This window comes from Candidatus Devosia phytovorans (genome assembly GCA_029202405.1).
Lineage (GTDB): Bacteria > Pseudomonadota > Alphaproteobacteria > Rhizobiales > Devosiaceae > Devosia > Devosia phytovorans.
The window spans coordinates 1,717,271-1,743,406 of sequence record CP119312.1; the positions used below are offsets into that span (position 1 = coordinate 1,717,271).

Below are 26,136 nucleotides of genomic sequence, written 5' to 3' on the forward strand. Positions count from 1 at the left end.
CGATGGCGGCGCGTGGACGTGCCGCCAGTCTTTCCGATCCGCAGCGCATTGCCTGGCTGCGCCTGATTCGCACCGACAATGTCGGTCCCGCCACATTCCGCCAACTGCTCAACCGCTTCGGCTCGGCCGAGGCGGCACTCGACGCCCTGCCCGACCTACTCAAGCGCACCGGCAAGCCAGTACGGATCGCCAGCCAATCGGCGGCAGAGGACGAGATCGCCGGCCTCATGCGCTACGGCGCGCGCCTCGTGGCGTCCAGCGAGCCGGAATACCCTGAATTATTGCATCACATCGCCCAGGCGCCGCCGCTCCTGACGATGGCCGGTGGCGCGCAGCTCGATTGGCAGCGCACGGTGGGGATCGTCGGCGCGCGCAATGCGTCTTCGGCTGGCATCAAGATGACACGGCTGCTGGCCGGCGACCTCGGCGAGCGCGGCTATACGGTGGTCTCGGGGCTGGCGCGGGGCGTTGATACGGCAGCGCATCGGGCGAGCCTCGGCACAGGAACGATTGCCGTGCTGGCCGGCGGTTTCGACAGGATCTATCCCGACGAGAACATCCCCCTGGCGCATGACATTCTCGACAGCGGCGGTGCGCTGCTAACCGAAATGCCGCTGGGCTGGGAGCCACGTGCCAGAGACTTTCCGAGGCGTAACCGGCTGGTGTCAGGTCTGTCGCTCGGGATCGTCGTGGTGGAGGCCGCCAAGCGAAGCGGTTCGCTGATCACCGCGCGGCTGGCGCTGGAGCAGAATCGCGATGTGTTCGCCGTGCCGGGGTCACCTCTCGATCCTCGGGCGGAAGGTGGCAATGCGCTGATCCAGCAGGGTGCAAAACTCATAACCTGCGCCGAGGACGTCATCGAGACGCTGGGCAGTGCCGACCCGGCCCGGCAAGCCCTGTTCGACCGCGACTGGGAGCCGGAGCTGACGCCGGATGAACCAGCACCCGGCGCCAACGACAAGGCGCACCTCCTGGCCGCGCTGACGGCCACGCCGATCGACGTCGACGAACTGATCCGCCAGTCCGGTCTTTCGGCGGCCGCCATGCAGATGCTGCTGCTCGAACTCGATCTGGCCGGGCAGATCGAGTGGTCGAGCGGGCAGCTGGTGGCGCTGAAATATTAGCGCCCGCCCTCGATCTTGCGGTTGCGCTGGCCGATGCCGCCCTCACCATAGGGATAGTCGGACATGTCCGGCTTGCTGACGGCGCTCAGGGTGGCGATTTCCTCGGGCGTCAGCGTGAGCGCTGCCGCGCCCAGATTGTCCTTGAGCTGGTCGGTGGTTCGGGCGCCCAGGATGACCGAGGTCACGGCGGGCTGGGCGGCCACCCAGGCCAGCGCGACCTGGGCCATGCTGGCGCCGCGTGCCTTGGCGATATCTTCCACGGCACCGATCACGTCCCAGGTGACGGCGTTGGAATTGCGCTTGTCGAAAGCTTCCATGCCGCGCTTGGGGTTTTCACCGAGACGGGTCGCGCCGCTCGGCATCTGGTCACGCTTGTATTTGCCGCTGAGCCAGCCACCACCCAGGGGCGACCAGGGCAGCAGACCAATCTCGGCATCGAGCGCAGCCGGCACGATCTCATGCTCGATATCGCGGACCAGCAGATTGTATTGCGGCTGCAGCGTCACCGGCGGCGCAAAGCCATTGGCCTTGGCGATCCAGACGGCCTTGGTCAGCTGCCAGCCGAGAAAATTGGAAAAGCCGTAATAGGCAATCTTGCCGTTACGGATCGAGTCATCGAGGAAACGCAGCGTCTCCTCCAGCGGCGTCAGCGCGTCATAGGCATGCATCTGGTAGAGATCGATATGTTCGACGCCGAGGCGTTTCAGCGAGGCATCGAGCGCCTCGCGCAGGTTCTTGCGCGACAGGCCAAGATGGTTGGGGCCGTCGCCGAGAGGAAAACGGCCCTTGGTGGTGATCACCAGATCGCGCAGCGCGCTCGGCTTGCCCTTTAGCCAGCGACCGAGAATTTCTTCGGACACGCCAGAGCTATAGACATTGGCTGTGTCGATGAAATTGCCGCCGGCGGCGACATAGTCGTCCATCAGGCGGAACGAGGTTGCCTCATCGGATTCTGCGCCGAAGGTCATGGTGCCGAGGGCGTAGTTCGAGACAACGGCGCCACTATTGCCGAGCTTGCGATACTGCATTGCGATTTCTCCTGGGATTATCCCAGTGTGGTCATCTGGTATGGCAGATTCAAGTCGGCGCGCAGAATTGTCCAAAATTCCTCTCTCTAAGAGAGAGTGTGACAGGGAGCGTTTTGCCCACATTGACAGGGGATCGGACCTTCACCATGTTGCGCCACTTCTTATACTGCGTTGCGGAACGGATACTCCATGAAGGTCGTCGTCGTTGAAAGTCCGGCTAAAGCCAAGACAATCAACAAATATCTGGGCTCGGGCTATGAAGTCCTGGCCTCGTTTGGCCATGTCCGCGATTTGCCTGCCAAGGATGGTTCGGTTCGTCCCGACGAAGACTTCGCCATGTCCTGGGAGGTCGATACGGCTTCCAAAAAGCGGCTGTCCGACATTGCCGGCGCGCTCAAGGGCGCTGACGGCCTGATCCTGGCGACCGACCCTGATCGCGAAGGTGAAGCCATTTCCTGGCACGTGCTCGACGTGCTGCGCCAGAAAAAGGCGCTCAAGAAAGATACGCCGGTGCAGCGCGTGGTGTTCAACGCCATCACCAAAGATGCCGTGACCTCTGCCATGGCCAAGCCGCGCGAAATCGACATGCCGCTGGTGGATGCCTATCTGGCTCGCCGGGCGCTGGACTATCTCGTGGGCTTTACCCTTTCGCCCATCCTCTGGCGCAAGCTCCCGGGTTCGCGCTCGGCCGGCCGCGTGCAGTCCGTGGCGCTGCGGCTGGTTTCCGACCGCGAACTCGAAATCGAAAAGTTCAAGTCGGACGAATACTGGTCCGTCGAAGCCAAGCTTGCGCAGAGCGGCAAGAGCTTCCTCGCCCGCCTGTTCTCGGTCGATGGCAAGAAGACCGACAAGCTCGACATCAAGACCGGCGAGAATGCCGCCGAGATCAAGAAGCTGATCGAAGCCGGCCAGTTCAACGTGTCGTCGGTGGAAAAGAAGCCGACCAAGCGCAATCCCTATGCGCCCTTCACCACGTCAAGCCTGCAGCAGGATGCGTCGTCGCGCCTCGGCCTCTCGCCCTCGCGCACCATGCAGATCGCCCAGCGCCTCTACGAGGACGGGTTGATCACCTATATGCGTACCGACGCCGTGCAGATGGCGCCGGAAGGCATTGCCATGGCCCGTTCGGTCATCGGGAAATATTTCGGCGAGGAATATCTCCCGGAAAAGGCGCGCATCTATCAGACCAAGGCCAAGAATGCGCAGGAAGCGCACGAAGCCATTCGCCCGACCGACATGTTCAAGCGCCCGGAAAGCCTGAGCCTTGATGCCGACCAGGCCAAGCTCTACGGCCTGATCTGGCGCCGCACGCTGGCGAGCCAGATGAAGTCGGCCGAAATCGACCGCACCACGGTCGACATCGCCGTCAACGTGCCCGGTCGCGCCGTCGACCTGCGCGCCGTCGGCTCCGTCGTCACCTTCCCCGGTTTCCTCAAGCTCTATGGCGTCGAGGTCAAATCCGACGAAGAGACCGACGACGAAGACGATCGCGAACTGCCGCCGCTGGCTGTCGGCGACAAGCCAAGCTTGCAGTCCGTCGATATCGAGCAGCATTTCACCCAGCCGCCCAGCCGCTATACCGAAGCGAGCATCATCAAGAAGATGGAAGAGCTCGGCATCGGCCGGCCCTCCACCTATGCGGCCACCGTCACCACGCTCAAGGATCGCGACTATGTCCGCCTCGAGGGCAAGGCGCTGCATCCGGAGGATCGCGGTCGCATCGTCACCGCATTCCTCGAAAATTTCTTCAGCCGCTACGTCGAATATGGCTTCACCGCCGGTCTCGAAGAGCAGCTCGACGAAATCTCCGACGGCAAGCTCGACTACAAGCAGGTCCTCCGCGACTTCTGGAAGGACTTCACCGGCGCCACGGACGAGATAAAGGATCTCCGAGTTTCCGAAGTGCTCGATGCGCTCAATGAGTCTCTGGCCAGCCGTATCTTCCCACCCAAGGAAGACGGTTCGGACCCGCGCAAATGCCCGACCTGTGGCACGGGCCAGCTGTCGCTGAAGCTGGGTAAATTCGGCGCCTTCATCGGCTGTTCCAACTATCCGGAATGCCGTCACACGATCCAGCTGTCCGATGCGGCTGCCGGCAAGTCGTCGGAAGCCGCCGCTGGCGATGGCGTACTGGGCACCGATCCCGAGAGCGGCGAAGAGGTTCATCTCAAGACCGGTCGCTTCGGCCCATATGTGCAGCTGGGCGATGGCAAGGAACCCAAGCGCAGTTCGCTGCCCAAGGGCTGGGATGCGGCGACACTTGGCCTTGAAGGCGCATTGAAGCTGCTTTCGCTGCCGCGCGAAGTCGGCCTTCATCCCGAATCCGGCCTGCCGATCTCGGCCGGCATCGGCCGCTATGGTCCCTTCGTGCTGCATGATGGCAAATATGCCAACCTGCCGGATGTGGAAGAGGTATTCACCGTCGGCATCAACCGCGCGGTCGATCTGATCGCGCAAAAGGCCGCTGGTGGCTTCAAGCGCGGCGGTGGCGCAACTGTCGCTGCCATCCAGACCTTCGAGCATGACAATGGCCCCATCACCGTTCGCCCAGGCCGCTATGGCCCCTATGTGAACCAGGGCAAGGTCAATGCGACCATTCCCAAGGATGTGGCGCCGGAAGCCGTGACCTTGGAACAGGCTCTTGCCTGGATCGAAGCCAAGGGCGGCGCGACCAAGAAGAAGGCGCCGGCCAAGAAGGCTGCCGCCAAGAAGCCGGCGGCGAAAAAGACCACGGCCAAGGCTGCAGCAGGCGAGAAGAAGCCCGCGGTCAAGAAGGCGCCGGCCAAGAAGATCGCGAAGTCGGAAGACGTGCCCTTCTAGGGCCGTCATTGTCCGCCACCGTCCAGCCGAAACGCCGGCTGCTGACCGCTATGGCGGTCGTGGGTCACCATGCTCGCGACCCGCTGTCGGCTGAACTCCAAGGTAGATAGATGTCCGAACTCGACGCCCGTATCGCAACCCGGATCGCCAGTGAAATCGCCGCCCGTGCCGAGCAGGTGCGTGCTGCGGTGGAGCTGCTTGATGGCGGCGCTACCGTCCCGTTCATTGCGCGTTACCGCAAGGAAGTGACGGGCGGGCTCGATGACACGCAGTTGCGTCTCCTCGCCGAACGGCTGACCTATCTGCGCGAGTTGGAGTCCCGCCGCGCGGCCATCATCAAATCGGTGGACGAGCAGGGCAAGCTGACCACCGATCTGACGGCCTCGATCATGGGCGCTGCAACCAAGGCAGAGCTGGAAGACCTCTACCTGCCCTTCAAGCCCAAGCGCCGCAGCAAAGCAGAGATCGCCCGCGAGCGTGGACTGGGGCCCCTGGCCGAGGCGATCCTTGGCAATCACGCGGCGGATCCGCTGCGGCTTGCCGGGAGCTATCTCACCGAAGAGGTGCCCGGCACCAAGGAAGCGCTCGAGGGCGCGCGCGACATCGTCATCGAGGGCCTGTCGGAAAACGCGGCTCTCCTGGGTCAGCTGCGCCAGCACATGCGCGACAAGGCGATGCTGAGCGCGAAGGTGCTCAAGGGCAAGGAAGAGGCCGGCGCAAAGTTCTCGGACTATTTCGCCCATTCCGAACGCTGGAACAAGGTGGCCGGGCATCGCGCCCTCGCCGTGATGCGCGGGCGCGACGAGGAGTTTCTGAGCCTCGATATCGAGGTCGATGCCGACAATACGGACCCGGTCAAACCCGCCGAGCGGCTGGTGGCCGGCGCTCTCGCGGCGCAGGGCACCGGCCCCGGTGATGCCTGGCTGCGCGAGGTCGCCGGCTGGGCCTGGCGCACCCGCCTGCGCATTACGCTCTCCATCGACCTGATGGTGGAGTTGCGCGAGCGCGCCGAAGTGGAAGCCATCCAGGTTTTCGCCCGCAATCTCAAAGACCTGCTGCTGGCTGCGCCGGCCGGGGCCCGGGCGACCATGGGCATCGATCCGGGCATTCGCACGGGCTGCAAGATCGCGGTAATCGATACGACCGGCAAGGTGCTCGATACCGAAACGATCTATCCGCTGCAGCCGCGCAATGACGTGGTTGGCGCGCAGGCTGTAATTCAGTTGCTGATCCGCAAGCACGGCGTGGAACTGATCGCCATAGGCAACGGTACCGGCAGCCGCGAGACGGAAAAGCTCGTCACCGACCTCATCGAACGCCTGCCGGCGCCCAAGCCGACCAAGGTGATCGTCTCGGAGGCCGGCGCCTCGGTCTATTCGGCCTCGGAACTGGCGGCGCTGGAATTCCCCAATCTCGACGTCTCGCTGCGCGGCGCGGTGTCGATCGCGCGGCGCCTGCAGGATCCGCTGGCCGAGCTGGTCAAGATCGAGCCCAAGGCGATCGGCGTTGGGCAATATCAGCATGACGTGGATCAATCCCGCTTGGGTCGGTCGCTGGATGCGGTGGTGGAAGATGCCGTGAACGCCGTCGGCGTCGACCTCAACACGGCGTCCGCGCCGCTGCTGGCGCGGATTTCCGGCCTTGGCCCCTCGGTCGCCGACGCCATTGTCGCCCATCGTGACGCCAATGGCCCCTTCGCGTCCCGCAAAGCGCTGCTCGACGTGCCGCGGCTAGGGCAGCGCACCTTCGAGCAGAGCGCGGGCTTTCTGCGCATAACCGGTGGCAAGGAGCCGCTGGATGCCTCGTCCGTGCATCCGGAAGCCTATGGGGTGGCGCGCAAGATCGTGGCGGCCTGCGGGCGTGACCTGCGCACCATCATGGGCGACAAGACGGCGCTCTCGGGCCTTGATGCAAAGAGTTTTGTCGACGACCGCTTTGGCCTGCCGACGGTGCGGGACATTCTCGCCGAGCTGGAAAAGCCCGGCCGCGACCCGCGCCCTGCCTTCAAGACGGCGACCTTTGCCGATGGCGTCGATGACATCAAGCATCTCAAGCCCGGCATGATGCTGGAAGGCACGGTGACCAATGTCGCCGCCTTCGGTGCCTTCGTCGATATCGGCGTGCATCAGGACGGACTGGTCCACGTCTCCCAACTCGCCGATAAATTCGTCAAGGACCCCCATGAGGTCGTCAAGGCCGGCGACGTGGTCAAGGTGCGCGTGGTGGAAGTGGATGTGGCGCGCAAGCGGATCGGCCTGACCATGCGCAGGGAGGTCGATACGACAGCGCCACGCGAGCGCCCGCGGGATGAGCCGCAGCGCTCCAACCGGCGCCCTCCGGCCGAAGCCCCGCGCAGCACGGGATCGCTTGGTGACAGGCTCAGCGAGGCCATGCGCAACAAGCGGTAACCGTAAAGCTGCGATAGAAAACGAGGCCTGTCGGCGGTTACCGATGGCAGGCAGGCAGAGTGGCCGGTCAGCACGAGCTGGCCACGCAGATCCGTCACGAAGCTGGCGACGGGCAGACCATTGGACGGCGAGAACGCGGTCAGTGGGCTCGGCATGGGCAAGAGCGCAATTGCGGACTTCCGCAGGCCCGGCGAGTCAGGCAATAGAATGCAGTCAGGTCGCGGCGCGAAGGGGCGCCTGGCCGTATAGCGTCACTCTTCCAGGTTCAGCCGTGTCCCAGGACTTTTCCGATCTGCTCAAGGTTTTGGCCGTGACCGCGCTGCTGTTTGCGGCCGGCACGCTGGTCATGCTCTACGTCATTCTGCTGTTGGCGACTTACGGCGCCAACCTGCCCATGGTTGGGTCGCTGCCGCTGGCCGCGCCGCCCGAAATGGTGCCGCTGCTGGCCGGCAGCCAGATTTTCAGCACCCTCGCCGCCGCCCATGTGACAGCAGCCGGTCTGGCGCTGATCGGCAATTTCAATACGCTCGACATGGCGCTGCTGATCACGTCGAAAGCCGTGGCGGTGGTGATCACCGCCCTGCTCGGCTTTATCGGCGGCCACATGGTCTATCTGCAGCTGACCGAGGGCACGGCCTTTTCGCTCGGGCCGCTGACGCCAACCGCTGTCGCGCTGGTCGCCTTCCTCGTGCTCTCGAGCTTTCTCAGCGTGCAGAACCTGCGCTCGCTCGGGAACCTGCGCTTCGCCGTGGCCATCGGCATGATCGTGATGGGGCCGATGCTGCTGGTGTGGCTGTAACCAGCTGTTCACGGCTGATTAGGGCAAATAGGCTGGACAGCTGGGCTTTTGCTCCAATCCCGTACAGTGTCAGCCGCCATTGAGCAGGTGGATGAAATGGTGCGTTTGTTATTTTTGGCAGCAGTTCTCGGCGCGGCCGGATATTTTGCCTGGAGCACCTGGCTAAGCCCGGATGCGAGGCAAGCCATGCTTGATGACTGCCACCGGGCAGCAGGCCAGTTTCAGGGTCTTCATGAGAGCCACAGCACTGACATCGCGAAGATGCAGGATGTGATGAGCAGGACACAACACTGCTCATCTGCCTTCGGTCAGATGTGGGCCGCCGACAATAGCGACTACGCCCAAAAGATGCGTGCCGAAGGCGCCGCTCTGAATTGAACGCCTAGGCCGCCAGCGTCACCACAACCGGGCCGCGCGGCGTTGCAACAATCGTATGCTCATACTGCACAGTGGGCGCACTCGGCTGGCTGATCAGCGTCCACTCGTCGTCGTCGGACTTCTGGTCGGCCATCTTGCCACCCAGCGACAGGAATGGCTCGATGGTGAAGACCAGGCCATTGGTCATGCGCCGGCGTTCGCCGCGATCGGGCCAGGTGGAGATTTCACCCGGTTCATCGTGCAGGCTATCGCCCACGCCATGGCTGGCGAGGTTGCGGATCAGCGTATACCCGCCCTTTTTGGCGAATTTGCCGATGGCGTGGCCGATATCGGCCAGCGGCGCGCCGGCCTTGACCACATTGATGCCGGCCCACATGGCTTTCTTGCCATCGCGGCAGAGATTGGCCAGGCGCTGATCGCCTTCGCCCAGGATATGGGACGAACCGCAATCGGCAAAGACGCCGTCCTTGACGGCCGAGACGTCGATATTGACGAGGTCCCCATCCCGCAGCACCCGGTTGCCCGGAATGCCATGGGCAATTTCCTCATTGACCGAAATGCAGGTCGCGCCGGGGAAATTATAGGTCACGATGGGGGCAGAATGCGCGCCATGCTCGGCCAGCAGTTTCGCCCCGATCTCATCAAGCTCCAATGTCGTCATGCCCGGGCGCATGGCCGAGGCCATGGCTTCGCGGGTGATGGCACAGATACGGCCGATGGCCTTGAGCTTTTCGAGTTGTTCTTCAGTCGTAATCGTCACGAAATCAGGCCTTGTTGGCTTGGTAAAAGGCGAGCAGGCCTTGCGTCGAGGCATCGTGGCCTTCGCCACTCTGCTTGCCTTCGACCTTGGGCAACAGGGCCTTGGCAAGCTGCTTGCCCAGTTCCACGCCCCACTGGTCATAGGAATTGACGCCCCAGATAACGCCCTGGGTGAAGACCTTGTGCTCGTAGAGCGCGACCAGCGAGCCCAGCGTCTCGGGCGTGAGTTGGGGGTAGAACAGGGTGTTGGACGGACGGTTGCCGGGAAAGACCTTGTGCGGGGTCAGCGCCTTGATCTCGGCCTTGCCGAGGCCCTGCGCCTTGAGTTCGGCGACGACTTCTTCCTCGCTCTTGCCCAGCATCAGCGCTTCGGACTGGGCCAGGACATTGGCGACCAGCTTGTCGTGGTGCGGCGGCAGCGATTCATGCGGACGGGCGGCGATCAGGAAATCGGCCGGGATGACATCGGTACCCTGGTGGATCAGCTGGTAGAAGGCGTGCTGGCCATTGGTGCCGGGTTCGCCCCAGACGATTGGGCCCGTCGACCAGCCGACCGGCTTGCCGGCCAGCGTCACTGACTTGCCGTTGGACTCCATGTCCTGCTGCTGCAGATAGGCGGCGAAGCGGGAAAGACGCTGGTCATAGGGCAGCACGGCATGCGTGGAAAAGCCCCAGACGTTGCGATACCAGACGCCGAGCAGCGCCATGATGACGGGCAGGTTGTTTTCCAGCTCGGTCGACAGGAAATGCCGGTCCATGGCATCGGCGCCGGCGAGGAATTTGGCGAAATTATCGTAGCCGACGGCCAGCGCAATCGGCAGGCCGATGGCCGACCAGACCGAATAGCGACCGCCAACCCAGTCCCAGAAGCCGAAGATGCGGTCTTCGCGGATGCCGAACTTCTGGCAGGCCGGGATATTGGTGGAAACGGCGGCAAAATGGTTGGGGACCGCGCCCTCACCCAGGGTATCGGCGATCCAGTCGCGTGCCGAATTGGCATTGGTCATGGTTTCGTCGGTGGTGAAGGTCTTGCTCGCCACGATGAACAGCGTGGTCTTGGCATCGAGGCGCTTCAGCACATCGTGGATATGGGCGCCATCGACATTGGAGACGTAATGGGCGCGCAGGTCGGCGCGGGTATAGGGCTCGAGCGCGAGGGTGACCATGGCCGGGCCGAGGTCGGAGCCGCCGATGCCGATATTGACCACGTCGGTGATCTGCGCGCCGCCATGGCCGCGGATTTCGCCGGAGCGGACGGCATTGGTATAGGCCTCGATCGCCTTCAGCACGCCGCGGACGTCGGGCATGACATCCTTGCCATCGACCGGCACAGGCTTGTCGCCCTGGTAGCGCAGCGCCATGTGCATGACGGCGCGGTCTTCGGTGATGTTGATATGCTCGCCTTCGCACATCTGGTCGCGGCGCTCCTCGACGCCGGCCGCGCGGGCCAGGTCGAACAGGGCGGTCATGACCTCTTCGTCGATGCGGTTCTTGGAATAGTCGAGCAGGATGCCGGCGCCTTCGGCCGAATAGCGCTTGAAGCGGTTCGGATCGACGGCGAACTGCACGCGCATGGGCTGCTCTTCGAGGCGCTTCTTGTGCTTGTTCAGGCTCGAAAAACCTGCCTTGCGTCCAGCTTTAGCCATGTCGGGAACCCTTTGTTTGATCAGAGGACCGGCAGATCGCCGGCGGCCCAGGCCGCGCGCGTCTCTGCCGCAAAATCATTGATGCGCTTGCCTTCGATTGCCACCCGGCAGCCCTGCACCAGCTCTTGATAATAGGCCAGGTTGATCTGCGAAAGGATCATCGCGCCCAAAATCTCTTCTGTCTTAACGAGATGATGCAGATAGGCCCGGCTCCAGCGTCGGCAATTCGGATTGGGCGAGGCCTCGTCGATCGGACGGTGATCATCCCTATGTCGGGCATTCTTCAGATTGATGACGCCGAAGCGGGTATAGACGTGACCGTGGCGACCGGCGCGGGTGGGATGCACGCAATCGAACATGTCGATACCGCGCTCGATGCCGCCAAGAATATCGTCGGGCTTGCCGACGCCCATAAGGTAGCGCGGGCGGTCGGTGGGGAGTTCTGGCGTGATGTCGCTGAGGACGCGGAACATGACCTCCTGCGGCTCGCCGACGGCGAGGCCACCGACGGCATAGCCGTCAAAGCCGATGGATTTGAGACCCGCAGCCGATGTGGCACGGAGTTCCGGATCGTCGCCGCCCTGCACGATTCCGAAGAGGGCGCGGTTGAGCTGGTTGTTGAAGGCACTCTTGGAGCGATCGGCCCAGCGCAGCGACAACTGCATGGCGCGCTCGATTTCCTTCTTCTCGGCCGGCAGCTTGAGGCATTCGTCGAGCTGCATGATGATGTCGCTGTCAAGCAGCGTCTGGATCTCGATCGAGCGCTCGGGCGTCAATTCGTAGGACGAGCCGTCGATATGGGAGCGGAAGGTCACGCCCTTTTCGGTCAGCTTGCGCAGCTGGGCCAGCGACATGACCTGGAAGCCGCCGCTATCGGTGAGGATGGGTCGCTGCCAGTCCATGAAATCATGCAGGCCGCCGAAGGAGGCGACACGCTCGGCGCCGGGGCGCAGCATCAGGTGATAGGTATTGCCCAGCACAATATCGGCGCCGGTGTCGCGCACCTGGTCGGGATACATGGCCTTGACCGTGCCGGCCGTGCCCACGGGCATGAAGGCCGGGGTCTGGATATCGCCGCGCGGCGTGTCGATGCGGCCGCGCCGCGCCATGCCGTCAGTGGCTGAAAGGGTGAAGGTGACTCGTTTGGTCGTGTCGCTCATGCGCGCGGTTCTAGCGCTTCGCGCGCCAACTCACAACGGGGAGGCCCATGGTCCGAATTTGGCCATGATTGACCTGATCTGTGGATCACATTGACGTCAATTGTTCAGTTTCATCAGAGTCTTGCCATGCAGCGTTTCCTCCTGCCTCTCCTTGTCGCCTCCCTTTTCGCAACCAGCGCCCATGCGGAGCCGCCTGAAGGCTGGGACGTCGCGGGGACCTATCACGGCTCTGGCGAAGGCGAACTGAGCGCCACCTTCGACCGGAAGGATGGCGACACCTTCGACGTCACACTCGAAACCGTGTCGGGCAGCTGCAGCGGCTCGATCGCGGGTGAGATGAAATTTTCCCTGGACGGCGGCACGCTCAAGGTTGCCAACGAGAATTACGAGGAAGGCGCCGAGACCTACTACGGCAGCGAAGAGTTCTGCGAAGTGACCATGAGTTTCGATGACGACGGTTTCCTCAATCTCGAGGAAAGCTCGGGCTGCGTGAACTTCCACGGCGCCGCCTGCAGCTTCGACGGCCAGATCATGAACATGAGTGCGGCCGGTTGATCCCGGTAATTGTTTCAAGAGGTGATATGATGCTGCGTACCGTTCTGATGACCGCCATTGCTCTTGCCGGCCTCACCGCCCTGCCCGCTCTGGCGCAGGAGCACCAAGGCCATTGGTTCGGTAGCGGCGAAGGCGACTTGACCGTCGACCTGACGCATATCCAGGAAGACCAGTATGGCATCGCCATTTCGACCGTGGTGCCGATTACCGAAGAATTCACCGGCTGTGCTGGCGGCATCGATGGCGAAGTCCTGCTCGACAGCGATGGCGGCAATTTCTTTGTCGAGAACGAAGGCTATATCGGCACCGACCCGGAAAGCCCGATGAACCAGCGCTATTGCGAGATCAGCCTCAAGTTCGACAAGAAGGGCATGCTGATCATCGAGGAGCAGAGCGGCTGCATGTATTACCACGGCGCGTCCTGCGGGTTCAGCGGGACACTGCAGCATGACGCGGCGGGGATCTGATCCCAGCGCAAAGCAGATCAGACCCCCGGAGCAATCCGGGGGTTTTTCTTTGCCTAGAATCCGTCGTCTTCCTCTGGCCGATCCGCCCGCAGCAGCAGCGAGGAATCACCGTAGGAGTAGAAGCGATAGCCGTCGGCAATGGCGTGGGCGTAGGCCTGCTTCATCACATCCATGCCAGCAAAGGCCGAGACCAGCATGAACAGGGTCGACTTCGGCAAGTGGAAATTGGTCATCAGCGCATCGACCGTTGCGAAGCGGAAGCCGGGGGTGATGAAGATATCTGTATCACCCATGAAGGGCTGCAGCGTGCCGGTCTTGCGCGATGCGGTTTCGAGCAGGCGCAGGCTGGTAGTGCCTACGGCGATGACGCGGCCGCCAAGCGCCTTTTTAACATGGATGCGTTCAACCGTCGCCTGATCGATCTCGCCCCATTCGGCATGCATGACATGGTCGTCGGTATCTTCCGCCTTCATCGGCAGGAAGGTCCCTGCCCCGACATGGAGCGTCACGCGCTCAATGGTGACGCCTTTTTCGGCGATCTGCTGCAACAGGCTCTCGGTGAAATGCAGGCCCGCCGTGGGCGCGGCGACGGCGCCGTCCTCGGCGGCATAGACGGTCTGGTAGTCGACGAGGTCGCGCTCCTCGACGCCGCGCTTGGCACCGATATAGGGCGGCAGCGGCATGGCGCCATGCGACTTGATGGCCTCGTCGAGCTGGGCACCGCCCAGATCAAATTCGAGGGTGACTTCACCGGTCTCGCCCTTCCCGGCGACGCGGGCTGTCAGCGCATCGGCCTGGCCATTGCCCAGTTCGAGATGATCGAGGATGGCGAGCTTCTTGGCCGGGCGGGCGAAGGCGCGCCAGGTGTGGGCATCGACGCGCTTGTGCAGGTTGAACGAGACATTGGCGCGGTTTTCCCCGCGGACGCGCGTGCCCTTGAGCTCGGCGGGCAGCACGCGGGTGTCGTTGACGACAAGCACGTCGCCAGGCTTGAGCAGCCAGAGCAGGTCGGGAATATGCCGGTCCGACAGGCCGACCTTAGGGTCGACGACGAGCAGGCGCGCGGAATCGCGCGGCTCGGCCGGATGCAGGGCAATGAGATTTTCAGGCAGGTCGAAGTCGAAGTCGGATACGCGCATGGCGGCTCCCTATCATGGGGCTGACATTGCCGAAACTGTCCGTGACCGCTGGAGGTTGCGGCAGGTCAGCAATGCTTACCCAGCGAGGCTTTGCTACAACACCCGGATCATCAGGGCGCCGGTGACCAGGAGGACGGCGCCGGCAATGCGACCCATGGAAATCTCGCGCACCGCCATGCCCATGAAACCGATCTTGTCGAGGACCATGCCACCCACCAATTGCCCCGCCACAGACAGCGCCATGACGGCTGCGGCGCCAATCATCGGCGTCAGCATGATGTTGGAAAACACGTAGAAGGCGCCCAGCACGCCACCGGCGACGAAAGTCCAGGGCGCCGGCGCACCGAAGTTGATCGGTATGCTGGCGACAGTGCTGTAGATGAAAGCAATGGCCCAGAGCAGGATGGCGCCCGCCACGAATGACACGCCGGCAGCCGCAATCGGCACGCCGAGGTTGCGCCCGAGACTGGCATTGATCGGCGCCTGCGTGGCAATGGCCGCTCCGGCCACGATGCCCATCAGCGCCCAGAGAATGGTGTCCATACGCAATCCATATCCTCACATAAAAAGACCCCCGGGCCTTGAGCCCGAGGGTCTGATGCTTTTGGCACGAGTCGCTGTCAGGCAGCGATGTCTGCCGCGACCTTGACCGAGATCATCTTGTCGGGGTTGATCACGGGCTCGCCGCGCTTGATCTGGTCGACATTGTCCATGCCTTCGATGACCTTGCCCCAGACAGTGTACTGCTTGTTGAGGAAGCCGGCATCGCCGAAGCAGATGAAGAACTGCGAATTGGCGGAGTCGGGGCTCTGAGCGCGGGCCATCGAGGCAGTGCCACGAACATGCGGCTCGGCGTTGAATTCCTGCTTGAGGTCCGGATACTTCGAACCGCCGGTGCCGCGGCCCTGCGGGCAACCGGTCTGGGCCATGAAGCCCTCGATCACGCGGTGGAACACGATGCCATCGTAGAAGCCTTCACGCGCCAGCTTCTTGATGTGGGCGACGTGGTTCGGCGCCAGGTCGGGGCGCATCTCGATGACGACATTGCCCTTGGTGGTTTCGATGATCAGGGTGTTTTCCGGATCGGCGTATTCAGCCATTTGTGCAATTCTCCGTTGGAATCTGTGGGCCGGATGTAAGGCCTATGGGCGTGCCGTGCAAGGCGGGCGTGGTCCGTCGACGCCCGCTCGCCTGGTCCTCGCCTACTTGTATTCGATCTTGGCCGAGACGATCTTGTCCGGATTGGCCACGGCGCCATTCTGTTCCTGCGGGCCCTTTTCGAGGCCGTCCACCAGTTCCATGCCGCTGACGACCTTGCCGAAAACGGTATACTGGCCATCAAGGAAGCTGGCATCGGCCGTGGTGATGAAGAACTGCGAGTTGAACGAGTTCGGATCCTGCGAGCGGGCTGCGCCAAGCACCCCGCGCCCGAAGCTTTCCGAATTGAACTCGGCCTCGACGTCGGGCAGTTGCGACCCGCCCATGCCGGCGCGGCTCAGGTCAAAGCCTTCGGCACCGGACTTGCCGAATTCGACGTCGCCGGTCTGGGCCATGAAGCCGTCGATGACGCGGTGGAAGACCACGCCGTCATAGGCGCCTTCTTCGGTGAGGGTCACGATGCGCTCGACATGCTTGGGCGCCAGCGCCGGCAGCAGTTCGATATCGACGTCGCCACTGTCCAGCGTCAGGATCAGATGCGGCGTGCCGGACTGGGCGAATGCCGGGGCAGAAACAAGCGCCGCGGCGCCGATGACAAGAGCGCCAAACAGGCGACGGGTAAGAGCGGTCATTTGCTTTTCAGAGCCTTGAGAACAATTTGCGGGACGAAGGCGGAGATATCGCCGCCCATTTCAGCGATCTGGCGCACCAATGTGGCCGAGATATGCCGCACCGGTGGGCTGGAGGGCAGGAAAACGGTCTGCAGGTCGGGCGCCATCTGGGCGTTCATCCCCACCATCTGCATCTCATAATTATAGTCGGTGGTGTCGCGCAGGCCCCGGATGATCAGCTTGGCGCCGTTTTCGCGCGCCGCATTGACCATCAGGCCGGAGAAATCGACGATCCTGAATTCGGTATCGGTGCGCTTGCCGACCGGCGCCAGCACCTGTTCCAGGATGGCGATGCGATCCTCATGGGCGAAGAGCGGGTTTTTCTTGGTGGCGCTGATGCCGACGGCGACCACCAGCGTATCGACCAGTTTGCAGGCGCGCTCGATGACATCGAGATGACCATTGGTCAGCGGATCAAACGAGCCCGGATAGAAGCCAACCAGCTTGCCCAAGGCGCCCTCCTTCTTGTTGTTGCATGGGTTTTGTCACGCGGGCGGGATCAAGGCAAGGCGCGGTGGAAGACATCGAGGTCATCCTTGCCGACACCGGTCTCGATCAATATCCAGCCACGTCCCGCATAAAAATCGCGCATTCGCGGCTTGGCCGACAGATAGACCTCTTCAAAGCCAAGCCCCTTCAGCCGAGCGTGCAGCGCGACCATCAGTGCGTCTCCGATGCCCTTGCCTCGCACCTCGGGCTCAACCCAAAGAGCCGCGAGGCATGGGCTCAGGCGCGGGCGATCGGGAATATCGTCCATGACCGCCGTGACCGTACCAAGAAACTGCCCATCGACACTGGCCACCAGTGAAAAGGGAAATCCTTCCGCGATCAGGATCTTGTCCAAGGCTTCGTCGACATCGGCCAGTGATCTGCCATCGGGTTCCCACCAGGCGCGCCAGATGCGGTCGGCGACCGTCGCGCGGTGTTTTGCTACGTCGCGTAGGTGGTCGATGCGATAATCGAGCGCCATGTCTTGGCCTAGGCGCGCTTCTGCAGCGCCAGCCAGATGCCGCCGGCCATCAGGATCAGGCCGGAAACGCGCGAGATCAGACGGACACGGGCGGTGCTGAGCAGGCCCCTCGCCTGCCCGGCCACGACGGCGTAGATCGCGTCGGTCGAGCCGGCGACGATCATGAAAAAGATACCAAGAAGCATGACCTGCGGGAAGGTCGGCTGGGTGACATCGACGAATTGCGGCAGGAAGGCCCCGAGAAAGATCAGCGCCTTGGGGTTGGAGAGAATGACGAGAAAGCCCTCCATGGCCATGGCAAGCCGAGACTTGCTGCGCTCGGCCTGCGCCGTGCCCAGTTCGCCATTGCTGCGCCACATCTTCCAGCCGAGCCACACCAGATAGGCGGCACCGACCAGCTTGATCCAGTCGAAGGCCCAGCCCATGAAGGCCACCAGCGCCTGCATGCCGAGGGCGACCACCAGCGTCATGACAAGAAAACCCGCCTGCGTGCCGGCAACGATCGCCAGTCCTGCACCGGTGCCCCGCGCCAGTGCATTGGCGACAATGACGGTGACCGTCGGGCCAGGCACGATGGCAAGCAGGAAACAGGCACCCAGATAGGGAATAAGTGTGACAGGATCGAACATGGCGAAGACTCCTCACCCAAGACCAAGCCATCGGGCGAGAGAGTTGGCAAGGGGCGTGAACGTGCCACCACTGAGCTTGGCGCGACTCATTGGCTGCGCTAGGTTTGGTGAACAGGCTTGGCCCGCGCCTCCCCCCTCCAATGGGGAAGTATCGTTCATACAGGGTAGCGACATCATCGAACCATCTGTTCGAGCACGCGCATAAGGAGGGATTGCGTTTCCGGCTCGCAATGGAGGTTCCATGACGAAACCAACTACGCCGATTTACCAGCTCAAGCGCCAGGCAAAGCAATTGGCGCGCATTCAGGATATCCAGCATGCCGAAGCCCTGGACATCATCGCCCGCCAACACGGCTTTTCCAGCTGGAGCCTGCTGGCCGCCCAACCCGATGCACCGACGCCATCGCTGCTATCCCGCCTGAGCCATGGCGATCTCTTGTTGCTGGGCGCCCGCCCAGGCCATGGCAAGACCCGGCTGGGCCTGCAGATGCTGCTCGACGCGGTCAGCGAAAGGCGACGGGCAGTTTTCTTCACACTCGAATATACCGAGCCCCAGGCCCGTGAACGCATAGCGAGGCTGGACACTGACGGATGTGGTAGCGCCATCGAGATCGTCACCACGGACGACATAGAGGCCTTCCATATCATCCGCCATCTCCAGGACGCTGCGCCCGGCACCGTGGCCGTCATCGATTTCCTGCAGATCCTTGACCAAAAGCGCAGCAAGCCGGCCCTGTCCGAACAGTTGGCCGATTTGCGTCGCTTCGCCCAGGACGCCGGCGTCATCCTGGCGTTCATCGCCCAGATCGACCGCTCGTTCGACCCTCAGAGCAAGCCGGTGCCGGACCTGGGAGATATTCGCCTGCCCAATCCAGCCGATCTGGGCGTCTTCTCAAAAGCCTGCTTCCTGCAGGGTGACGCCGTCCGGTTTGAAGCCCTCACCTGACCCGCCAATAAAAAGGGGCGCTTTCGCGCCCCCTTCCTTATTCCGTTGCCGGTGCTTCCGGCGGTGCCTCGGGACCATCAGGCGCGTCGGGCACATCCTCGGCCTCGGGCTCGCTGATGTGTTCAACCGACATGACCTTCTCGCCCTCGGCGGTATCGAAGACGATGACGCCCTGCGAGCCACGGCTGACGATACGGATCGGCTTGTCGCCGCCGACCGGCAGGCGGATTGTCTGGCCGCCATCGCTGATCAGCATGATCTGGTCGCTGTCTTCCACCGGGAAGCTCGCGACGAGATTGCCATTGCGCTTGTTGACCGCCATGGCGACGATGCCCTTACCGCCACGGCCGGTGATCCGGTATTCGTGACTGGAGGTGCGCTTGCCATAGCCGTTTTCGGAAATGGTCAGGATGAATTGCTCCTGCGCGCCCATCTTGGCGTAGAGTTCCTGTTCCAGCTCTCCGGCCTCGACACCGGCCTCGTCGGCTGCAGCCTCTTCCGTCTCGACCTCACCGCGCATGGCGCGGCTCCGCTTGAGATAGGCAGCCCGCTGCTCGGCTGTCGCCTCGGAGTGGTTGATCACCGCCATGGAGATGACGGTGTCGCCCTCGGCCAGCTGGATGCCGCGCACGCCCATGGAGTCGCGGCCCTTGAACAGGCGCACGTCGTCGGTGCGGAAGCGGATGGCCTGGCCGAGCGCCGTGGTCATCAGCACGTCGTCATTGACGCTGGCCGTCTCGACGCCGACGATCTGGTCACCCTCGTCGAGCTTCATGGCAATCTTGCCGTTCTGGCGCACTTCGACAAAGTCGGCGAGCGAGTTGCGGCGCACGGTGCCGCGTGTCGTGGCAAACATGATGTCAAGGTTTGCCCAGCTGGTCTCGTCCTCGGGCAGCGGCATGATGGTGGTCAGGCGTTCGCCCTGCTCGAGCGGCAGGATGTTGATCAGCGCCTTGCCGCGCGCATTGGCCTGGGCCAGCGGCAGGCGCCAGACCTTGAGCTTGTAGGCAATGCCGCGGTCGGTGAAGAACAGCACCGGGGTATGGGTATTGGCAACGAAGAGGCGGGACACGAAGTCCTCGTCGCGCGTCGCCATGCCGGAACGACCCTTGCCGCCGCGGTTCTGCGAGCGATAGGTCGAAAGCGGCACGCGCTTGATATAGCCCTCGTGGCTCACGGTCACGACCATGTCCTCGCGGGCGATCAGATCCTCGTCGTCGAAGTCGCCGACCACGTCCGAAATTTCGGTGCGACGCGGCTGGCCGAACTGTTCCTTCACCTCGGTCAGTTCAGCGCGGATGATTTCCACCACGCGCTCGCGGCTGCGCAGGATTTCGAGATAGTCCTCGATCTCGGCGCCCAAACCGTTGAGTTCGTCGCCGATTTCGTCGCGACCCAGCGCCGTCAAACGAGCCAGGCGCAGTTCGAGGATGGCGCGGGCCTGTTCTTCCGAGAGATTGAACGTGCCGTCCTCGTTGATGCGATGGCGCGGATCGTCGATCAGGGCGATCAGCGGGGCCACGTCCTGGGCCGGCCAGCGGCGGGTCATCAACTGCTCGCGCGCCGTCGCCGGATCGGGCGCGGTGCGGATCAGGGCGATGACTTCATCGATATTGGCCACGGCCACGGCGAGACCGACCAGGATATGGGCGCGATCGCGGGCCTTATTGAGGAGGAAGCGGGCGCGACGCGTCACCACTTCATGTCGGAAATCAATAAAGGCCGACAACATCTCGCGCAGGTTCATCAATTGCGGCTTGCCGCCATTGAGGGCGACGAAGTTGCAGCCGAAGGACGACTGCAGCGCGGTGAAGCGATAGAGCTGGTTGAGGACGACGTCGGGCAGCGCATCGCGCTTGATCTCGATGACGACGCGCATGCCTTCGCGCGAGCTCTCGTCGCGCATGTCGGCAATGCCTTCGATACGCTTGTCGCGCACCAGTTCGGCGATCTTTTCGACCAGCGCTGCCTTGTTCACCTGATAGGGCAGCTCGGTGATGATGATGGCTTCGCGTTCCTTGCGGATTTCTTCGATCGCCACGCGGCCGCGAACGAGAATGGAGCCGCGGCCCGTCTCATAGGCAGAGCGAATCCCTGCACGGCCCAGGATGATGCCGCCGGTGGGGAAATCCGGGCCGGGCAGCACTTCGAGCAGCTCTTCTGTGGTCACCTGGTCATTGTCGAGCATCAGCAGCGATGCATCGATGGTCTCGGCCAGATTGTGGGTCGGCACGTTGGTCGCCATGCCCACGGCGATGCCGCTGCCGCCGTTGACCAGCATGTTGGGGAAGCGCGCCGGCAGAACCGTCGGCTCGCGTTCGGAGCCGTCGTAGTTGTCGCGATAATTGACCGTATCCTTGTCGAGGTCATCGAGCAGGGAGTTGGTGATCTTTTGCATGCGCACTTCGGTATAGCGCATGGCCGCCGGCATATCGCCATCGACCGAACCGAAATTGCCCTGACCTTCGATGAGCAGCTCGCCCATGGAGAAGTCCTGCGCCATGCGCACCAGGGCCATGTAGACCGCGCTGTCGCCATGAGGATGATACTTACCGATCACGTCGCCAACGACACGCGCCGACTTGCGGTAGGGCTTGTTGTATTCGTAGCCATTCTCGCTCATCGAGAACAGGATGCGCCGGTGCACGGGCTTGAGACCATCGCGCACGTCGGGCAGTGCGCGGCTCACGATCACGCTCATCGCATAATCGAGATACGACTTGCGCATCTCGTCGGTGATGGAGATCAGCGAAATGTCGGAGGGCGGCAGGTCGCCGGTACCGTTTTCAGGCGTATCGGTCACTGGGGTGATTCTTGGTTGGTTCGGTTCCCTGATAGATAGGCGATTTCACGGAAAAATGCGAATTTTGCACGGCGGAAGCTGTGGAGATCAGGCCGGGGCGATGTGCTTGCGGTTCATCTGGCGGAAACTGGGCACGGCCAGTGGCGTGAGCGTGGCGATCCCATAGAGCATGGCGGTGATGCCAAGCGCCGTCGTTATGCCGAAGCCATCGACCAGCAGGCCTGCGTAAAGTCCGCCAAACGGGATCAGTGCCCAGCTCAGCGCGCCCACGAGGGCCACAACCCGGCCCACCATGGCTTTCGGGATGCGTTCGAAGAGAATGGCGCTGATGATCGGGTTGATGAAGCCCGCAGCCGTGCCACCAATCAGCAGGACCACGACGATGACCGGCAGCGGCAGGTCGACGGCATAGACCCCCATGGCCAGCGGTCCGGCGCAGAGGAAGCCGACTGTATACAGCAGCAGGCGCGGCAGGCGATCGCCCCATGCAGCAGCCATGGCGGACCCCGCGATGGCCGATCCGGAAAACACCGCCAGCAGGATACCCACCCAGGTGACATCCAGGCCTTCTGTCCGCACCCAGACGGGCAGCAGCACCAGCGAATAGGCCTGGTCGAACAGATTGGTGAAGGCGATCATCAGCACGAGCCCGACCAGCACCGCATCCCGGCGCATGAAATGCCAGCCGTCGGCGAGATCGGCGCGATAGCTGGAGACGGGCTTTTCGGCCGCGGTCTCTGCCCGCGCATTGTCTCGCACGCCCAGAGCCAGCACCACGCCCGAGAGCAGGAAGCCAAGTGCATTGACCAGGAGCGCGGACCCCTCGCCCACAAAGGCGATCAGCGCGCCGGCGCTGGCCGCGCCCAGCGTACCCGCCAGGCGTTCACCGGCGCTGACGACACCGGCGACCCGCTCCAGCGGCACGCCGGCAGCAGCAGCGACTGCGGGTACCAGGGATTGCTTCGAGGCATCGGAGGGCGCGCGTAGCACGCCGATCACTGCAACGGCCGGCAAAAGCACCCAGATCGACAAAAGTCCGGCCCAGAACAGCAGCGGCACGACGGCAACGGCTATGGCCGAAACAAGATCGAACCAGACCGCAATCCGCCGCGCACCGATCCGGTCAATCAAGGGACCACCCAAAGCCTTGGCCACCACATAGGGCAGCATTTCGGCAAAGCCGACCAGACCCGTCAGCACCGGGCTACCGGTCGTGGTCAGCACCAGCCAGGGGATAGCGATGGCCGAGAAGCGCGTGCCGGTAATGGAAAGGACGGTGGCTATGGCCAAGGCAATAAAGGGTCGACGCGACGTCATGGCTTGTCCTCGCTGACATGGGGCGCGGCATGCAGGATGATGGAAAAGGGGCGCGTGCCCTTGGGCAATTCGGAGCCGAGCGCCGGAGCGCTGGCGCCAGCCTCTTCGAGCAGGCCCAGGATCTTCTTGATCAGCACTTCTGCCTGCCCAGCCGTCAGCGCCATCGTATAGTCGCTGGCCGTCGAGGCGCTGCGCCATTCGGGAGCCAGCTCGGGATAGTTTGCGAGCGCCCCCTGCATCTGGGTGATCTGCCAGTTCAGCGCCGCCTGTCCAAAGGCCAGGCCCACTTCGAGCGCCTCGCCCTCTGCTTCCCTGGCCAGATAGTTGGTCACCTCATGGCGGGCGCGCCACCACCGGTCGCGCGCATTGCCGCGTTCGGCATCCTCTTCGATGAAACCATGCAGCGCCAGTTGCCGCAGGTGATAGCTCGTCGCCCCCGAGTTGAGCCCGAGCCGTTCGGCCAGCCCCGACGCCGTGGCAGGCCCATCGATGCGCAGCAACCCCAGCATGCGCAGTCGCATCGGATGCGCCAGCGCCTTGAGGGCTGTGGGATCGGGGGTGACGGTGGCAATCTTGCGCGGCTGAATGTCTGGCATGGCCACAAACTAGATCCACAAAGCAATGTTTGCAAATGTTTGCTTGCAATCAATTCAGGTCGCTATGCAGACGTCCAGTCTTTCAGGTTGAGCTCGCATGCCGACTGCAAGTCGACGCGGGACTTAGCTCTTCGGATTCTGGATCAGCCTCACCAGCGTGCAGTCGGGATCGATCAGTGCGGCGACCGTACCACCCCAGGTCTCGACGCGCGGCGGGTGCAGCCTCGGCCAGCCGGTGCGCTGGTTGGGAATGCCGGCCGCGGCGCAGACGGCATAGAGGCTATCGAGATCGTCCACCCGCAGGCAACAACTGAACCAGCTCGTGGCCGGGTCGAGTTCGGGATGGGGAAAGAATTCGAGCTTGAGCAACCCGCGCGTCATGATCATCCAGCCGTCGTCGCGCCACTCCTGCACGAAACCGAGCTTGCTGTAGAAGGCGCTGGTGACGTCGAAATCACGCGATGGCAGGTTGGGCGTGGCGTAGTCGGTCATGGCGGTGTCCCCCTCCATCCCAGTCTAGGAGAAATCCTTGGCTTAGGCTATGCAGCAGCATGGCAGACACCTATCGGGCATGGCTCCGCGGCGCCGTGAAATGGCAGGACATCGCGGTCATCGACCTGCGCGACGTGGACGGCATTGGCAAGCGCCTGCAGTTGGCCGGCCTGCGCACCCTGGGCGAGATCGACAAGATGGATAGCGCGGCGCTTCTCGAACGCGAGGGCATGGGCGTCGGCCTGCTGCGGCGCGTCCGTGGCATTATCCGCAGCTGCAAGGCCGAGGAGCGCCGTCGCAAGCCGGCGGCGCCCAAGCTCAGGATTCCAAAAGTGCGGTTGATGCCCTAGACGGCAGGCCTGGTTCAGCCGATTTCCTGCGCCACTTCCCAGACATGGCCGGCAGGATCTGCGAAAGCTGCGGTGCGGCGCCCCCATGGGCGGTCGATCGGACCGTTGAGGAGCGCAACACCCAGCCCTTCGAGCTCGGCACAGGTCGCATCGACATTCTCGACTTTGATGGTCAGCATCATGCGCACACCGGCGACAGCGGGCGCCACCGGGATCGGCGTGACCAATTCCGGCCCTTGCGTCGCTTGCAGTAGATTGACGATCAACCCACCAAACCGGAGCACTTCAGAAACCGCGTCGGCGAACAGGGATTCTGCCTTGAACACCCGGTGATAGAAGGCCTTGGTGGCCGCGATGTCGTCGGCGAGCAGGGTAATGACTTCGATTTCATTGAGGGCCACGGCGTTTCCTCCACTTAGGTGCTGATCACCATAGACGATTTCAGCCGTCCTCGATCGACACGTCCGTGAAAGATTTCCGGCCCGCCTAGGCGGCCACGTCGAATTCGACGCGGGCCGCACCAATGCGGGAGTGGTTGCTGGAGGCCCATTCGATCAGATGGCCAAACGGCACGATGATCGACTCTCCCAGCGGGGTCAGCCGATATTCCACCGACGGCGGCTTGGTGTCGAAGACCTTTCGCGCCACCATGCCATCGCGCTGCAGGTCACGCAGCGTCTGGGTCAGCATTTTCTGCGAGATATCGGGCACTTCGCGGCGCAGCTGGTTGAAGCGGCGCGGGCCGCTGGCCAGGGTCATCACCAGCAGCATGCTCCACTTGTCGGAAATCTTGTCGAGCACGCCGCGCACGGGGCAGTCGGGCGTCGACCCCTGGGCATTTTCGTTCCAGCGCTGCACGTAGAGGGCAGCTTCTTGGGCAGTGTTGCGCATTGACGGTTACTCCAAAGTGCCTCCTTTCGCTCCCGATCGAAGCGGCCTAGATAGCACTCTCTATTCGATACTTACTCTCCGAATGCAGCCACTGCAAGGACGAGTCGGTGACAACAAGGAGAGTGCAAATGACGCTATTCAAGGATCAGACCCTGCTGGTGACCGGTGCCGGTGGCAATCTCGGCCGTCTCGCGGTGGAAGAGCTGCTGGCGCGCGGCGCGACGAAGATCGTCGCCGGTACCCGTGATACCGCCAAGCTGGCCGATCTGGCTGCGAAGGGTGTGGACGTCCGTCACCTCGATTTCGATGACGCCGACAGCATCGCCAAGGCCCTTGCCGGCGTGGAGCGCATGCTCCTGGTCTCGACCATCGCGCCCAATCGCCTGGAACAGCAGACCAAAGCCGTCGCGGCTGCCAAGGCTGCCGGCGTCAAATACATCGCCTATACCTCGGCCCCCAATGCCCGCCCCAATGCGGACGCTGGCGGCATCACCGATCATTACTGGACCGAACAGGCGGTCGCGGCCTCCGGCCTCGATTTCACCCTGCTGCGCAATCACATCTATGCGGACATGACCATTGTCGGTGCTGGCCCGGCGCTGGCCAGCGGTCAGCTCTTCGATGCCACCAATGGCGGTGGCCGCAACTATGTGACCCGTCTCGATACGGCCCGTACCGCCGCCGGCGCCCTGCTCTCGGCAACGGGCAAGGAGATTGTCGACGTCACCGGCCCTGCCCCGGTCACGCAGGAGGAAGTCGCCGCGCTCTACACCAGACTCACCGGCAAGAGCGTTACCCGCGTCGGCCTCACCGGCGAGCAGTTGCAGGGTGGTCTTGAAGCCGCTGGCGTGCACCCGTTCATGGCGGCGCTGCTGGTTGCCTTCGACCTCGACGCTGCGGCTGGCTTCCACGCCGTCGTTACCGATGTGGTGGAACGCTTCTCCGGCCGCAAGCCGGAAACGCTGGAAAGCTTCCTCACCGCCAACAAGGCCGCCCTCACCGCCTGATGCACAAGGCTCCGCGCTTCGGC

The 26,136-nt window shown here is 63.1% G+C and carries 27 protein-coding genes; 10 read left to right on the plus strand and 17 right to left on the minus strand.

Features of this window, described 5'->3' with window-relative positions; genetic code table 11:
• The first annotated feature begins 2 nt into the window (after positions 1 to 2).
• Positions 3 to 1,124, plus strand: a complete 1,122-nt coding sequence (dprA, locus tag P0Y65_08555) for a DNA-processing protein DprA (protein ID WEK06279.1) — start codon at positions 3 to 5, stop codon at positions 1,122 to 1,124.
• Here the strand turns inward: dprA and P0Y65_08560 are convergent.
• Complete coding sequence (locus tag P0Y65_08560; GenBank protein WEK06280.1) at positions 1,121 to 2,152, minus strand: aldo/keto reductase; 1,032 nt, start codon at positions 2,150 to 2,152, stop codon at positions 1,121 to 1,123. The two genes, dprA and P0Y65_08560, sit on opposite strands and share 4 nt — an antisense overlap.
• A 189-nt stretch (positions 2,153 to 2,341) precedes the next feature.
• On the opposite strand from P0Y65_08560, the gene topA reads away from it, so the two are divergent.
• The 4 genes from topA (at position 2,342) to P0Y65_08580 (ending at position 8,557) form a co-directional block, all read left to right on the plus strand.
• Positions 2,342 to 4,972 carry a type I DNA topoisomerase gene (gene topA, locus P0Y65_08565; GenBank protein ID WEK06281.1) on the plus strand — a complete coding sequence of 877 codons (2,631 nt, stop codon included), beginning with the start codon at positions 2,342 to 2,344 and terminating at the stop codon, positions 4,970 to 4,972.
• A gap of 110 nt (positions 4,973 to 5,082) precedes the next feature.
• Positions 5,083 to 7,380 (plus strand): Tex family protein, encoded by a 2,298-nt coding sequence (locus P0Y65_08570; GenBank protein WEK06282.1) that lies wholly within the window; start codon positions 5,083 to 5,085, stop codon positions 7,378 to 7,380.
• Positions 7,381 to 7,651: 271 nt separating this feature from the next.
• On the plus strand, positions 7,652 to 8,179 hold the full coding sequence (locus P0Y65_08575) for a hypothetical protein (GenBank protein WEK06283.1): 528 nt from the start codon (positions 7,652 to 7,654) through the stop codon (positions 8,177 to 8,179).
• 66 nt (positions 8,180 to 8,245) lie between these two features.
• The gene (locus P0Y65_08580) at positions 8,246 to 8,557 is read left to right on the plus strand and encodes a hypothetical protein (GenBank protein WEK06284.1); all 312 of its coding nucleotides are present in this window, start codon (positions 8,246 to 8,248) and stop codon (positions 8,555 to 8,557) included.
• A gap of 4 nt (positions 8,558 to 8,561) precedes the next feature.
• On the opposite strand, the gene map is transcribed toward P0Y65_08580, so the two are convergent.
• From map to tgt, 3 genes are read right to left on the minus strand one after another with little or no spacing between them, the layout of a single operon-like run.
• Positions 8,562 to 9,317 (minus strand): type I methionyl aminopeptidase, encoded by a 756-nt coding sequence (gene map / locus P0Y65_08585; protein ID WEK06285.1) that lies wholly within the window; start codon positions 9,315 to 9,317, stop codon positions 8,562 to 8,564.
• Positions 9,318 to 9,321: 4 nt separating this feature from the next.
• Positions 9,322 to 10,962, minus strand: a complete 1,641-nt coding sequence (gene pgi / locus P0Y65_08590) for a glucose-6-phosphate isomerase (protein WEK06286.1) — start codon at positions 10,960 to 10,962, stop codon at positions 9,322 to 9,324.
• 20 nt (positions 10,963 to 10,982) lie between these two features.
• A complete protein-coding gene (gene tgt / locus P0Y65_08595) occupies positions 10,983 to 12,122 on the minus strand; it encodes a tRNA guanosine(34) transglycosylase Tgt (GenBank protein ID WEK06287.1) in 1,140 nt (379 codons plus the stop codon).
• A gap of 126 nt (positions 12,123 to 12,248) precedes the next feature.
• Between tgt and P0Y65_08600 the strand changes: the two genes are divergently transcribed.
• Positions 12,249 to 12,677: a hypothetical protein gene (locus tag P0Y65_08600; GenBank protein ID WEK06288.1), complete on the plus strand. Its 429-nt coding sequence runs from the start codon at positions 12,249 to 12,251 to the stop codon at positions 12,675 to 12,677.
• A 26-nt stretch (positions 12,678 to 12,703) separates the two neighbouring features.
• The gene (locus P0Y65_08605; GenBank protein WEK06289.1) at positions 12,704 to 13,144 is read left to right on the plus strand and encodes a hypothetical protein; all 441 of its coding nucleotides are present in this window, start codon (positions 12,704 to 12,706) and stop codon (positions 13,142 to 13,144) included.
• 53 nt (positions 13,145 to 13,197) lie between these two features.
• On the opposite strand, the gene queA is transcribed toward P0Y65_08605, so the two are convergent.
• The 7 genes from queA to P0Y65_08640 all read right to left on the minus strand — a co-directional run bounded on the left by queA (position 13,198) and on the right by P0Y65_08640 (position 17,711).
• Positions 13,198 to 14,283: a tRNA preQ1(34) S-adenosylmethionine ribosyltransferase-isomerase QueA gene (gene queA / locus P0Y65_08610; GenBank protein WEK06290.1), complete on the minus strand. Its 1,086-nt coding sequence runs from the start codon at positions 14,281 to 14,283 to the stop codon at positions 13,198 to 13,200.
• A 93-nt stretch (positions 14,284 to 14,376) separates the two neighbouring features.
• Entirely contained in the window at positions 14,377 to 14,826 is a 450-nt protein-coding gene (locus tag P0Y65_08615) for a DMT family transporter (protein ID WEK06291.1), read from the minus strand.
• A 77-nt stretch (positions 14,827 to 14,903) separates the two neighbouring features.
• Positions 14,904 to 15,383 (minus strand): peptidylprolyl isomerase, encoded by a 480-nt coding sequence (locus tag P0Y65_08620; GenBank protein WEK06292.1) that lies wholly within the window; start codon positions 15,381 to 15,383, stop codon positions 14,904 to 14,906.
• Positions 15,384 to 15,485: 102 nt separating this feature from the next.
• Complete coding sequence (locus P0Y65_08625) at positions 15,486 to 16,073, minus strand: peptidylprolyl isomerase (GenBank protein ID WEK06293.1); 588 nt, start codon at positions 16,071 to 16,073, stop codon at positions 15,486 to 15,488.
• On the minus strand, positions 16,070 to 16,564 hold the full coding sequence (coaD, locus tag P0Y65_08630) for a pantetheine-phosphate adenylyltransferase (GenBank protein WEK06294.1): 495 nt from the start codon (positions 16,562 to 16,564) through the stop codon (positions 16,070 to 16,072). Before coaD ends, P0Y65_08625 begins: the two co-directional genes overlap by 4 nt.
• Before the next feature lie 47 nt (positions 16,565 to 16,611).
• Entirely contained in the window at positions 16,612 to 17,082 is a 471-nt protein-coding gene (locus P0Y65_08635; protein WEK06295.1) for a GNAT family N-acetyltransferase, read from the minus strand.
• Between the two features lie 8 nt (positions 17,083 to 17,090).
• On the minus strand, positions 17,091 to 17,711 hold the full coding sequence (locus P0Y65_08640; GenBank protein WEK06296.1) for a LysE family translocator: 621 nt from the start codon (positions 17,709 to 17,711) through the stop codon (positions 17,091 to 17,093).
• A gap of 241 nt (positions 17,712 to 17,952) precedes the next feature.
• Here P0Y65_08640 and P0Y65_08645 point away from each other — a divergent pair, with 241 nt between their 5' ends.
• Positions 17,953 to 18,657: a DNA helicase gene (locus tag P0Y65_08645; protein WEK06297.1), complete on the plus strand. Its 705-nt coding sequence runs from the start codon at positions 17,953 to 17,955 to the stop codon at positions 18,655 to 18,657.
• 37 nt (positions 18,658 to 18,694) lie between these two features.
• Here the strand turns inward: P0Y65_08645 and gyrA are convergent, their stop codons facing one another.
• The 4 genes from gyrA to P0Y65_08665 form a co-directional block, all read right to left on the minus strand.
• Positions 18,695 to 21,460 (minus strand): DNA gyrase subunit A, encoded by a 2,766-nt coding sequence (gyrA, locus tag P0Y65_08650; protein WEK06298.1) that lies wholly within the window; start codon positions 21,458 to 21,460, stop codon positions 18,695 to 18,697.
• Between the two features lie 87 nt (positions 21,461 to 21,547).
• On the minus strand, positions 21,548 to 22,777 hold the full coding sequence (locus tag P0Y65_08655) for an MFS transporter (protein ID WEK06299.1): 1,230 nt from the start codon (positions 22,775 to 22,777) through the stop codon (positions 21,548 to 21,550).
• The gene (locus tag P0Y65_08660; protein WEK06300.1) at positions 22,774 to 23,373 is read right to left on the minus strand and encodes a helix-turn-helix domain-containing protein; all 600 of its coding nucleotides are present in this window, start codon (positions 23,371 to 23,373) and stop codon (positions 22,774 to 22,776) included. Before P0Y65_08660 ends, P0Y65_08655 begins: the two co-directional genes overlap by 4 nt.
• Before the next feature lie 123 nt (positions 23,374 to 23,496).
• Positions 23,497 to 23,865, minus strand: a complete 369-nt coding sequence (locus P0Y65_08665; protein ID WEK06301.1) for a bleomycin resistance protein — start codon at positions 23,863 to 23,865, stop codon at positions 23,497 to 23,499.
• Positions 23,866 to 23,924: 59 nt separating this feature from the next.
• Between P0Y65_08665 and P0Y65_08670 the strand changes: the two genes are divergently transcribed.
• A complete protein-coding gene (locus tag P0Y65_08670) occupies positions 23,925 to 24,215 on the plus strand; it encodes a hypothetical protein (GenBank protein WEK06302.1) in 291 nt (96 codons plus the stop codon).
• A gap of 14 nt (positions 24,216 to 24,229) precedes the next feature.
• On the opposite strand, the gene P0Y65_08675 is transcribed toward P0Y65_08670, so the two are convergent.
• Both P0Y65_08675 and P0Y65_08680 read right to left on the minus strand, forming a co-directional pair.
• Positions 24,230 to 24,616, minus strand: coding sequence for a VOC family protein (locus P0Y65_08675; protein ID WEK06303.1), 387 nt, complete (start codon positions 24,614 to 24,616; stop codon positions 24,230 to 24,232).
• An 85-nt stretch (positions 24,617 to 24,701) separates the two neighbouring features.
• Positions 24,702 to 25,106: a helix-turn-helix domain-containing protein gene (locus P0Y65_08680; GenBank protein ID WEK06304.1), complete on the minus strand. Its 405-nt coding sequence runs from the start codon at positions 25,104 to 25,106 to the stop codon at positions 24,702 to 24,704.
• A gap of 128 nt (positions 25,107 to 25,234) precedes the next feature.
• Here P0Y65_08680 and P0Y65_08685 point away from each other — a divergent pair, with 128 nt between their 5' ends.
• Positions 25,235 to 26,113 (plus strand): NAD(P)H-binding protein, encoded by an 879-nt coding sequence (locus tag P0Y65_08685; GenBank protein ID WEK06305.1) that lies wholly within the window; start codon positions 25,235 to 25,237, stop codon positions 26,111 to 26,113.
• The last annotated feature ends 23 nt before the right edge of the window (positions 26,114 to 26,136 follow it).

Coding starts and splice junctions, on each gene's coding strand:
- P0Y65_08685 (WEK06305.1), top strand. CDS start 25,235: ATGACGCTATTCAAGGATCAGACCCTGCTGGTGACCGGTGCCGGTGGC.
- P0Y65_08620 (WEK06292.1), bottom strand. CDS start 15,383: ATGGCTGAATACGCCGATCCGGAAAACACCCTGATCATCGAAACCACC.
- tgt (WEK06287.1), bottom strand. CDS start 12,122: ATGAGCGACACGACCAAACGAGTCACCTTCACCCTTTCAGCCACTGAC.
- P0Y65_08665 (WEK06301.1), bottom strand. CDS start 23,865: ATGACCGACTACGCCACGCCCAACCTGCCATCGCGTGATTTCGACGTC.
- P0Y65_08655 (WEK06299.1), bottom strand. CDS start 22,777: ATGACGTCGCGTCGACCCTTTATTGCCTTGGCCATAGCCACCGTCCTT.
- P0Y65_08645 (WEK06297.1), top strand. CDS start 17,953: ATGACGAAACCAACTACGCCGATTTACCAGCTCAAGCGCCAGGCAAAG.
- P0Y65_08625 (WEK06293.1), bottom strand. CDS start 16,073: ATGACCGCTCTTACCCGTCGCCTGTTTGGCGCTCTTGTCATCGGCGCC.
- queA (WEK06290.1), bottom strand. CDS start 14,283: ATGCGCGTATCCGACTTCGACTTCGACCTGCCTGAAAATCTCATTGCC.
- P0Y65_08560 (WEK06280.1), bottom strand. CDS start 2,152: ATGCAGTATCGCAAGCTCGGCAATAGTGGCGCCGTTGTCTCGAACTAC.
- P0Y65_08680 (WEK06304.1), bottom strand. CDS start 25,106: ATGCGCAACACTGCCCAAGAAGCTGCCCTCTACGTGCAGCGCTGGAAC.
- P0Y65_08570 (WEK06282.1), top strand. CDS start 5,083: ATGTCCGAACTCGACGCCCGTATCGCAACCCGGATCGCCAGTGAAATC.
- P0Y65_08640 (WEK06296.1), bottom strand. CDS start 17,711: ATGTTCGATCCTGTCACACTTATTCCCTATCTGGGTGCCTGTTTCCTG.
- pgi (WEK06286.1), bottom strand. CDS start 10,962: ATGGCTAAAGCTGGACGCAAGGCAGGTTTTTCGAGCCTGAACAAGCAC.
- topA (WEK06281.1), top strand. CDS start 2,342: ATGAAGGTCGTCGTCGTTGAAAGTCCGGCTAAAGCCAAGACAATCAAC.
- P0Y65_08615 (WEK06291.1), bottom strand. CDS start 14,826: ATGGACACCATTCTCTGGGCGCTGATGGGCATCGTGGCCGGAGCGGCC.
- P0Y65_08600 (WEK06288.1), top strand. CDS start 12,249: ATGCAGCGTTTCCTCCTGCCTCTCCTTGTCGCCTCCCTTTTCGCAACC.
- P0Y65_08670 (WEK06302.1), top strand. CDS start 23,925: ATGGCAGACACCTATCGGGCATGGCTCCGCGGCGCCGTGAAATGGCAG.
- P0Y65_08635 (WEK06295.1), bottom strand. CDS start 17,082: ATGGCGCTCGATTATCGCATCGACCACCTACGCGACGTAGCAAAACAC.
- P0Y65_08605 (WEK06289.1), top strand. CDS start 12,704: ATGATGCTGCGTACCGTTCTGATGACCGCCATTGCTCTTGCCGGCCTC.
- P0Y65_08660 (WEK06300.1), bottom strand. CDS start 23,373: ATGCCAGACATTCAGCCGCGCAAGATTGCCACCGTCACCCCCGATCCC.
- dprA (WEK06279.1), top strand. CDS start 3: ATGGCGGCGCGTGGACGTGCCGCCAGTCTTTCCGATCCGCAGCGCATT.